Below are 8,045 nucleotides of genomic sequence, written 5' to 3'. Positions count from 1 at the left end.
TTCAAAGGGGGGATGCTTATCTACTCCAATATAAACAGAGGAGATATCTCGCTTTGCTCGATATGACAATTATTTTGAGAGGCAACAAACTACCCCCTCAATACTCCCCCAAATAATAACTTTGATTTGGGGGTAAGTTAGAAAGGGGGCACCCCCCTTTCTAATGGTTGATGGGGGACTTTTACCCCTTCGAGTAATGGAGAAATTTACTTCTTTCTAAAGGATCTTCTATTAAATATAGAGAAAAAGATCTCTAAATAAACTTCATCTGAAAAATCATTTGACCTTCGGGGCAATTGTAAAATCACTAATATTTATGCATTATAACTAACTTACCTCCTCTTCTGTTTTCAATGCCTCTGGATTAGGGATTGCTTCGCTATCAAATGCACCAACAAATTGGGCGTAGTAAAGTTCTGCATAGAAGCCTTTCTTCTTTAAAAGTTCTTCATGTGTGCCTTGCTCAATAATTTTTCCGTTATTCATAACGAGGATTGTCTTTGCATCTCTAATGGTTGAAAGCCTGTGGGCGATAACGAAAGATGTTCTTCCCTGCATGAGTTTTTCCATTGCCTTTTGAATGAGCTTTTCTGTTCTTGTATCAACATTACTTGTTGCTTCATCAAGGATTAACACAGTCGGATTAACAAGAAAAGCCCTTGCAATTGTTATGAGTTGCTTTTCACCTGCAGAGATATTAGATGCCTCTTCGTTAATCACTGTATCATATCCTTGAGGTAAACTTCTTATGAATCTATCAGCATGAGCTAACTTTGCAGCTTGGACGACTTCTTCGTCTGTTGCGCCATCTTTTCCGTATGCAATGTTCTCCTTAATAGTGCCATTAAAAAGCCAAGTATCCTGTAAAACCATTCCAATTTTTGTTCTCAAGTCTCCACGCTTAATTTTTCTGGTATCAACCCTATCAAACCATATCACACCATCCTTAATTTCATAGAATCTCATAAGCAAGTTTACAATGGTTGTTTTTCCTGCCCCTGTAGGACCTACTATTGCGACCATTTCTCCAGGTTTTGCAACAAGATTAAGATCTTCAAAGAGCGGCTTCTCTTCTATATAACTAAAATCGACATTATCAAATACAATTTCACCACGTGGGTTAGAGAGTACAATTGCATCTTCTGGATCTGGAATCTCCTCTTTTTCATCAAGCACATTAAATACTCTCTCTGCACATGCCATCGTTGACTGCAGAACGTTAGAAATGTTTGCAATTTGGATTATTGGTTGGGAGAAAGACCTTGAATATTGAATAAATGCAGTTATATCACCAAGATTAAGAACATTGTGAGTAACGAATATTCCACCAAAAACTGCAATAAACACATATGCAATATTACTTATAAAGTTTGTCATTGGCATCATTATGCCTGTCAAAAATTGTGCTTTCCAGTTAGCATTGTAGAGATCTTTATTTATAGTCTCGAATTTTTCAATTGAATCTTTTTCTCTGTTGTAAGTCTTTACAACGGCATGACCTGTGTACATTTCTTCTGCATGACCTAAAAGGCGTCCGAGGTGGATCTGTTGTTGTCTAAAGAAATTCTGAGAAAATCTAATGATGAGCCACATAGTAATAGAATAAACAGGCAAACTTAAAACTGCAATAATTGTAAGTTTACCACTTATTGTTATCATCATTATTAAATAACCAATAAGCTGTGTTGTTGAAGTTATAATTTGCGTAATGCTCTGCTGAAGTGTTGTCGAAATTGTGTCAAGGTCGTTACTCATACGGCTTAAAATATCACCTGTTGAGTGCGAGTCATAATACTTTATAGGAAGTCTCATTAATTTCTCAAAAAGGTCTTTTCGAAGAGAATATGTAGTTTTTTGTGCAACATCCGACATTATATACTGGACAAGGAATGTAAGGAACGAACTTAACACATAAAGAGCTATAAGCAAAAGAAGAATTTGTCCTAAGCTATCAAAAGGTATTCTTCCCCCATTTTTCTTGATTATATCAAGCGAATTTGTGAGGTCTGTTTCTGAAAACTTAAAATTCTTCATCTGAGCTGTAGAGCCTGTTTCACTTCCCATAAATATGGAAAGTTTATCAAGGGATAAACTCTTATTCAGATCAATTATTTCCTTTACGGCAGTTGCACGTTGATTGTAATCAGAAATTGTATTTATAATAGGAAAACTAACAAATTTTTGAATTGCATTGAATTGCTCCTCTGTTAAGCCTGCCTTCGATAAAAATTGTGCTAAAACTTGTTTATCTGCTTCTTCTTTTGCTTTTGCCACTGCTTCGTTAATCATGCTCTGTGGAACTGGTTTTCCTTCGAATTGTTTTAAGACTTGTGCTTCTGCAATCTTTTCTGCTTGTATTTTTGCCTTGTTTAACTCATCGAGCATGGTTTTAACTTTAGGAACTGCCTGCTCTTGTGCTTTTGAAATTCCATTAACAAGGTTTTGTGCAATAAATCCATTTGTGATTTCATTAATAGCATTTCCGCTTATCCTTGGTCCATATACCATAAAGACAGTGCTTGCAATTGCAAGAATGGTTATCAAGATCAACTTTAAAAGTTGTGGCTTTAGGTATCTTACAAGGCGTTTAAAGGTCCTCCAAAAGTCCCTCGGTTTTTCAACAGCGCCTCTTAAGCCGCGTTGCCCTCCGCCCATTATCATTGGACCAATTGGTTGTTGAATTTCTTTTTTCTTGTCGCTCATACTAAACCCTCCCTTACAAGGTCTTCTTGTGATAGTTGCGAGAAGACGATTTCACGGTAAACTTCTGATGTCTCCATTAGTTCTTTATGGTTTCCGATACCAACGATTCTTCCTTCATCAAGAACGACAATTTTATCTGCATTCATAACGCTTGCAACTCTTTGGGCAACAAGAATAACAGTTGAATTCTTTATAATATCTTTAAGTGCTGCTCTCAATTTTGCTTCAGTTTTAAAGTCAAGTGCAGAAAAACAGTCGTCAAATACAAATATATCGCCTCTTCTTAAAATTCCTCTTGCTATTGAAATCCTCTGTTTTTGTCCGCCCGAAAGGTTTGTTCCACCCTCTGAAATAATTGTATCATAGCCCTGTGGTAATCTTTCTATAAATCCATGTGCCTGTGCAATTTTTGCTGCCTCAATAATTTCTTCATCTGTTGCATCAGGTTTACCCATCTTGATATTTTCCTTTATTGTTCCTGTAAAGATGACCGCGCGCTGTGGTACATAACTTATACGCTTTCTCAATTCTTCTTGTGGTACATCTCTTACATCAATACCATCAATAAGGAGTCTCCCCGAGGTTACATCGTAAAGTCTTGGAATTAGGTTAACAAGCGTGGTTTTACCACTTCCTGTCGTTCCAAGAATACCCACAACTTCGCCTGGCTTTGCCTCAAATGTGATATTATGAAGAACAGGTTCTTCTGCACCTATATATTTAAAACTAACATCAATAAATTGGATATTTCCTTTCCTTTCATCCGAAAATGCTTTTGGTGTTTCAGGATCCTTAATTTCAATTGGTGTTTCAAGTACCTCTACAACTCTTTCACTTGCGGCAACTGCACGGGGAAGCATTACAAAAAGTATCGTAAGGAAGACAATACTCATAAGAATCATCATAGCATATTGAATAAACGCAACCATCGAACCAAGATTTGTATTTCCCAGATCGATTCCCTTTGCACCATACCAAATTATTGCAACCGTTGCAAGGTTCATACTAATCATTGCAAGAGGCATAAGAACTGCCATAATTCTATTTGCCTTTATGTATGTGTTGGTTACGTCAAGATTAGCATTATCAAATCTTTTCTTTTCGTAGTCTATTTTATTGAATGCTCTTATGACTCTTACTCCCGTTATGTTTTCTCTTACAACTTTGTTTATCTTATCAATTTCTTTCTGGATGAGTAAAAATAGTGTTGTAATAGGTTTTATGAAAATTGCAATTACAAGAGCAATTATAGGTATTGCAACAAATAAAACTCTCGTAAGATACGGACTTGCATTATATGCAAGAATTAGGGCATCGATGCCTGTAAATATAGCGTTTGAAAGCATCATAATGAGCATTTGGGTGGATTGTTGAATTTGAACTACATCGTTTGAGGTTCTTGTCAAAAGTGTCGACGCACCAAACTTATTGAATTCTGAAAGAGAAAAACTTTCTACATGTCTAAATAATTTACTTCTTATATCCCTTCCAAGTCCCATTGAGGCGTGAGAGGCAAGAAAGTTAGCAGCAATTGAAGCAAGGATTCCCAAACCAGCTATAACAAGCATAAACATTCCCTGTTGCCAGATGTAATTTATATCACCCGGGAGGATACCGTCATTAACTATCCTCATCATAATTGTCGGTAGTTCAAGGTTTGCTCTGACCTGAAGATAGATAAAAATAATTGCTGGAACTATAAGAAACCAATATTTTTTCAGGTTTCCATAGAGTTTTAATAAACTCCGCATATATACCTCCTAAAATTAAACTGCTTAAAGTTCGCTTTTATACTAAATTGTAATATATAATATATTAAATTATACATAATAAAATTATAACACTAATTAGTTTTTTTAGCAAGTTATTTAATGAGCTTGTCTCTCACGAATAAATGCAAGGATTTTATCAGGATAGTCAGAAATAACCGCGAAGATATTTAAAGCAAGGAGTTTTTCAAAGTCTTCTTTCTCATTTACAGTCCATGGAATAGTAATCGAAGCATAATTTTTATATTCCGGAATTACAAATTCAACCTCTGGTTTTAAAAGATCGATCTCCTTTGCGTAGAGAGAAATATCCGTGGGAACATGCGCATATAGAAACGCAAATTGAATTTTTGGAAAACGCTTTTTTCCTTCAAGCATTGCGCTGTGGTAGAAAGATGAAATAAAAAATCCATCGTAATTAAAACTTTGGACGATTTTTGAAACAGCCTCAAGATCTTTAGGATTTTTTAACTCTACATCTACTATTTTGTTTTTACTTCTTGCAATTTCAAGGACACTTTCAAGTGTAGGGACTTTTTCTCCATCTTTTGTAATACCTTCAAGTTCAAAAAGTGTGTGCTCTTGAATTTTGAAATCAACACCAAAAACACGCTTGAGGTTCTCATCATGAGACACAACAATTACTCCATCCGAGGTTGACTGTGTATCAAGCTCAATTCCATCTGCACCAAGTTCAAAGGCTCTCTCAAAACTTCGAATTGTGTTTTCAACTTCATACTTACAGCCTCTATGTCCCAAAACTTTCATTTTTACCTCCTAAGGATATTATATTATTTGTTTTAAAAACTCTTGCAATCCTGTAAGCAAGTTGATATAATTGCTTATAACATGAAAAAGAAAATACTTGGTGTTTTTATTATTTTTTTATTGTTGTTTAATGTAAGCGAAACGATTTTTGCAAGCGAAAAAACCTATATAAATCTTAAAGAACCCAAAATAGCGCTTATAAGGCTTGAAGATGTAAGTCCTTGGTATGCAATACAGGAAAATGGTCTTGAAGTCCTAAGAAAAACTGCAGATTACCTTTATAGTGAACATGTGCCATTTCATGTTTCAGTTGTCCCTATTTATATAAATCCTCAAGAACACATTAGCCTTGATATGAGCGATCCCAATAGTCCTGAAATGAAGGCTTTTAGAGAGACAATTCTATATATGGCAACTCGTGGTGGAGTTATCGGAATTCATGGCTATACTCATCAGCATGGAGAGGGAATTTCAACTGCTGATTTTGAGTTTGGGAAATGCAATGAGTGTTCAACGGATACTTATGCTTTGGAACATATGAAGAGTGCAGTAGAAACATTTGAAAAATCTGGAATTAAATTTTATTACTGGGAAACGCCACATTACACTGCAACACCATCTCAATACAAAGTGTTTGCAAAGTATTTTACTCTTTTTTACGAGCCTGATTTTCGATTTCGAAGATCCAAAACAATTTCAGTTCACTATGATTTAAGGAGTGACAAAAAGCCAGTTTATTTTATACCAACGCCACAGTTAGCGATTCAGAGCAAATTTGATGTTGAGAGAATTCTTTTTAGTGCAAGGAGCACTCAATTTGTAAGTTTCTTTTTCCATCCATTTAGAGACTTTAAAAGATTATATGCAGGACATGATTTGATAAAATTTGACATCAGTTCAAGTCTTGGATACCTTGAAGCTCTCGTTAAGAACCTTAAGGAAATGGGTTTTACATTCAAAACGATAAACGAGTTAAACATCTTAACCTTTAACCCAAGCGCAAAGTTCTATACAGTAAATAACCTGTATTTAGTTTTCAAAGACAAATTAATTTTTAAGAACAGTACGATTTATTTACCACTTGTTGAAATTTTATCATCGCTAAACATTAAGTATTCTTTTGCAAACGGAAGCATTCAATTTGAAGTGAATGGAAATAAATTTAAAATAACAAAAGGCACGGTTTTTATAAATGATAAGGAATATAATTCAAACAATAAAATTCCTGATATTTTAATATTTTCCTCAAATCAACCTGTTTATGTTTCAAAAGATTTCGTATCAAGATTTATTGCAGTTATTCAAGTAAACCCATTTAACAAAGAAGTAATCATTTTGGATTAAATTATCTTTTCCTCTGCCCCATTCTCGGCTTTATCCATTAGTGCTTTCTTACTTTCAATTTCCGATAAGATTGAGTCCAATTTGTCCTTTCTTGTCGTAACTAATTTGTTATATGTATCTCTCAAATCGCCTATTGCTTTGTCAAATTTATCAAACTCCTTGAGATAATTGCCCCATTCTTTATCAAATTTTACCATTAGATCAAGGACATGTCTTACAGATTTTTCAAAGATGTAAAATTAGGCTGTCTTCCAAACACTTTCTATTATTTACATCCTTGATGAAATCCTTTTTATAAGATTCTTTTTCAGTATCACTTTCTTCCTCTGCAAATTTTTAGCTATCAAGATGGAATTTTCTTTACTCCTCTTTAAGATTTGATAGATCATAAATCCAATAACCATAAAAGTTGTATTCATCGAAAATCGCCCCATAAGTTTTTGTATTTCATAATATAGATAATACTCTTTTTGGATATGTGTAAGTTCCAGCTGTAATTTAGCTAATACTAAACAAAGGGCGATCATTCTTTCCTGCTTCCCCAGAAGTCAAAGTCATATCGAGCAAAGCAATATATCTCATATATTAGAAGGGAGGTTGCCCTTCCCTTCTAACTTCCTCCTAAAAATGGAAACATTTTAGATTTTCGGGCACCATTCCGAAGCCGAAGGCGGGGAATTTCTTATTTAGATGGAGATTTAAAATTCTCTCCCTCTTACTTCCATTAAAAGTAGGAAATCGCAGGTCGCTTACCTCGGGATGGCAGAAGAAAAATCATCACTTCCCCACATACCTTTAACAATTCCTACGATGCACTTTTAAAGAGTATGTTCCTCTTACTCACTGCCCATACTATTATATACGATGAACAAAAAGTGTAGTCTTGCCTCACTAATCTCGGAGTTATAAGTAAATGTCTTTCCTCATTTAAGTAATAGTTTGATTTGTTTCTTTAAATAATCTTGACAAGTAATTTTTTCAAAAAAATTTTTAGTGTATAATATATTACCTAAAAAACCAAAAATTTGGTTAAAGGAGGCGCAAGATGAGTATAGGAGAGGAAATAAAGAGAAGAGCTTTGTCAAGGACTATTGAATGGTTTATTGGCTATGTCTATAAAAATCCTGAAGAAAATCTAAAGAGGGGTTTTGAAACACTTTATAGACTTTCAAATACGCTTCACTTTGACCAATTGTTTAAAGACCAAATAAAAAATGTCCTCGATGTAATAAGTTCGGATACTCCCACAAAACAATATGTTGTAAATCTGTTTAAAGATACAAGAAAAGATATCCTTCAAAAAATTGCTGTCAATTTTATAGTGAATGCAGGTTGGTATGGTGTGCCAAAGCAAAGAAACATTACAGTTAAAGAAGGTTTTAAAGTCCCTTGGTTTATGCTCGTTGACCCAACAGAAAGGTGTAATTATAACTGCATTGGATGTTGGGCAGGTTCCTACGA

5 protein-coding genes and 1 pseudogene are annotated in these 8,045 nt (G+C 34.6%); 2 read left to right on the top strand and 4 right to left on the bottom strand.

Translation table 11 applies throughout. The features are described from left to right. Nucleotides 1-327: 327 nt before the first annotated feature. The 3 genes from ACP5SP_RS06840 to ACP5SP_RS06830 all read right to left on the bottom strand — a co-directional run bounded on the left by ACP5SP_RS06840 (nt 328) and on the right by ACP5SP_RS06830 (nt 5,240). Complete coding sequence (locus tag ACP5SP_RS06840) at nt 328-2,703, bottom strand: ABC transporter ATP-binding protein (RefSeq protein WP_424587068.1); 2,376 nt, start codon at nt 2,701-2,703, stop codon at nt 328-330. Then, on the bottom strand, nt 2,700-4,454 hold the full coding sequence (locus ACP5SP_RS06835) for an ABC transporter ATP-binding protein (RefSeq protein ID WP_428076316.1): 1,755 nt from the start codon (nt 4,452-4,454) through the stop codon (nt 2,700-2,702). Before ACP5SP_RS06835 ends, ACP5SP_RS06840 begins: the two co-directional genes overlap by 4 nt. Before the next feature lie 117 nt (nt 4,455-4,571). After that, complete coding sequence (locus tag ACP5SP_RS06830) at nt 4,572-5,240, bottom strand: glycerophosphodiester phosphodiesterase (protein ID WP_424587066.1); 669 nt, start codon at nt 5,238-5,240, stop codon at nt 4,572-4,574. Nucleotides 5,241-5,321: 81 nt separating this feature from the next. On the opposite strand from ACP5SP_RS06830, the gene ACP5SP_RS06825 reads away from it, so the two are divergent. Then, the gene (locus tag ACP5SP_RS06825) at nt 5,322-6,584 is read left to right on the top strand and encodes a DUF2334 domain-containing protein (RefSeq protein ID WP_428076315.1); all 1,263 of its coding nucleotides are present in this window, start codon (nt 5,322-5,324) and stop codon (nt 6,582-6,584) included. Here ACP5SP_RS06825 and ACP5SP_RS06820 read toward each other — a convergent pair. Further along, the gene (locus tag ACP5SP_RS06820) at nt 6,581-6,781 is read right to left on the bottom strand and encodes a hypothetical protein (RefSeq protein ID WP_416085751.1); all 201 of its coding nucleotides are present in this window, start codon (nt 6,779-6,781) and stop codon (nt 6,581-6,583) included. The two genes, ACP5SP_RS06825 and ACP5SP_RS06820, sit on opposite strands and share 4 nt — an antisense overlap. Before the next feature lie 848 nt (nt 6,782-7,629). Between ACP5SP_RS06820 and ACP5SP_RS06815 the strand changes: the two are divergent. Beyond that, a pseudogene (locus ACP5SP_RS06815) lies at nt 7,630-8,045 on the top strand (radical SAM protein); the annotation flags it as partial.

Origin of the sequence: Caldisericum sp. (assembly GCF_049967455.1) — a bacterium.
In the GTDB taxonomy this organism is placed as follows: domain Bacteria; phylum Caldisericota; class Caldisericia; order Caldisericales; family Caldisericaceae; genus Caldisericum; species Caldisericum exile_A.
The sequence above is the reverse complement of the archived record's forward strand: the minus strand, read 5'-3'. Positions and strand labels throughout refer to the sequence as shown.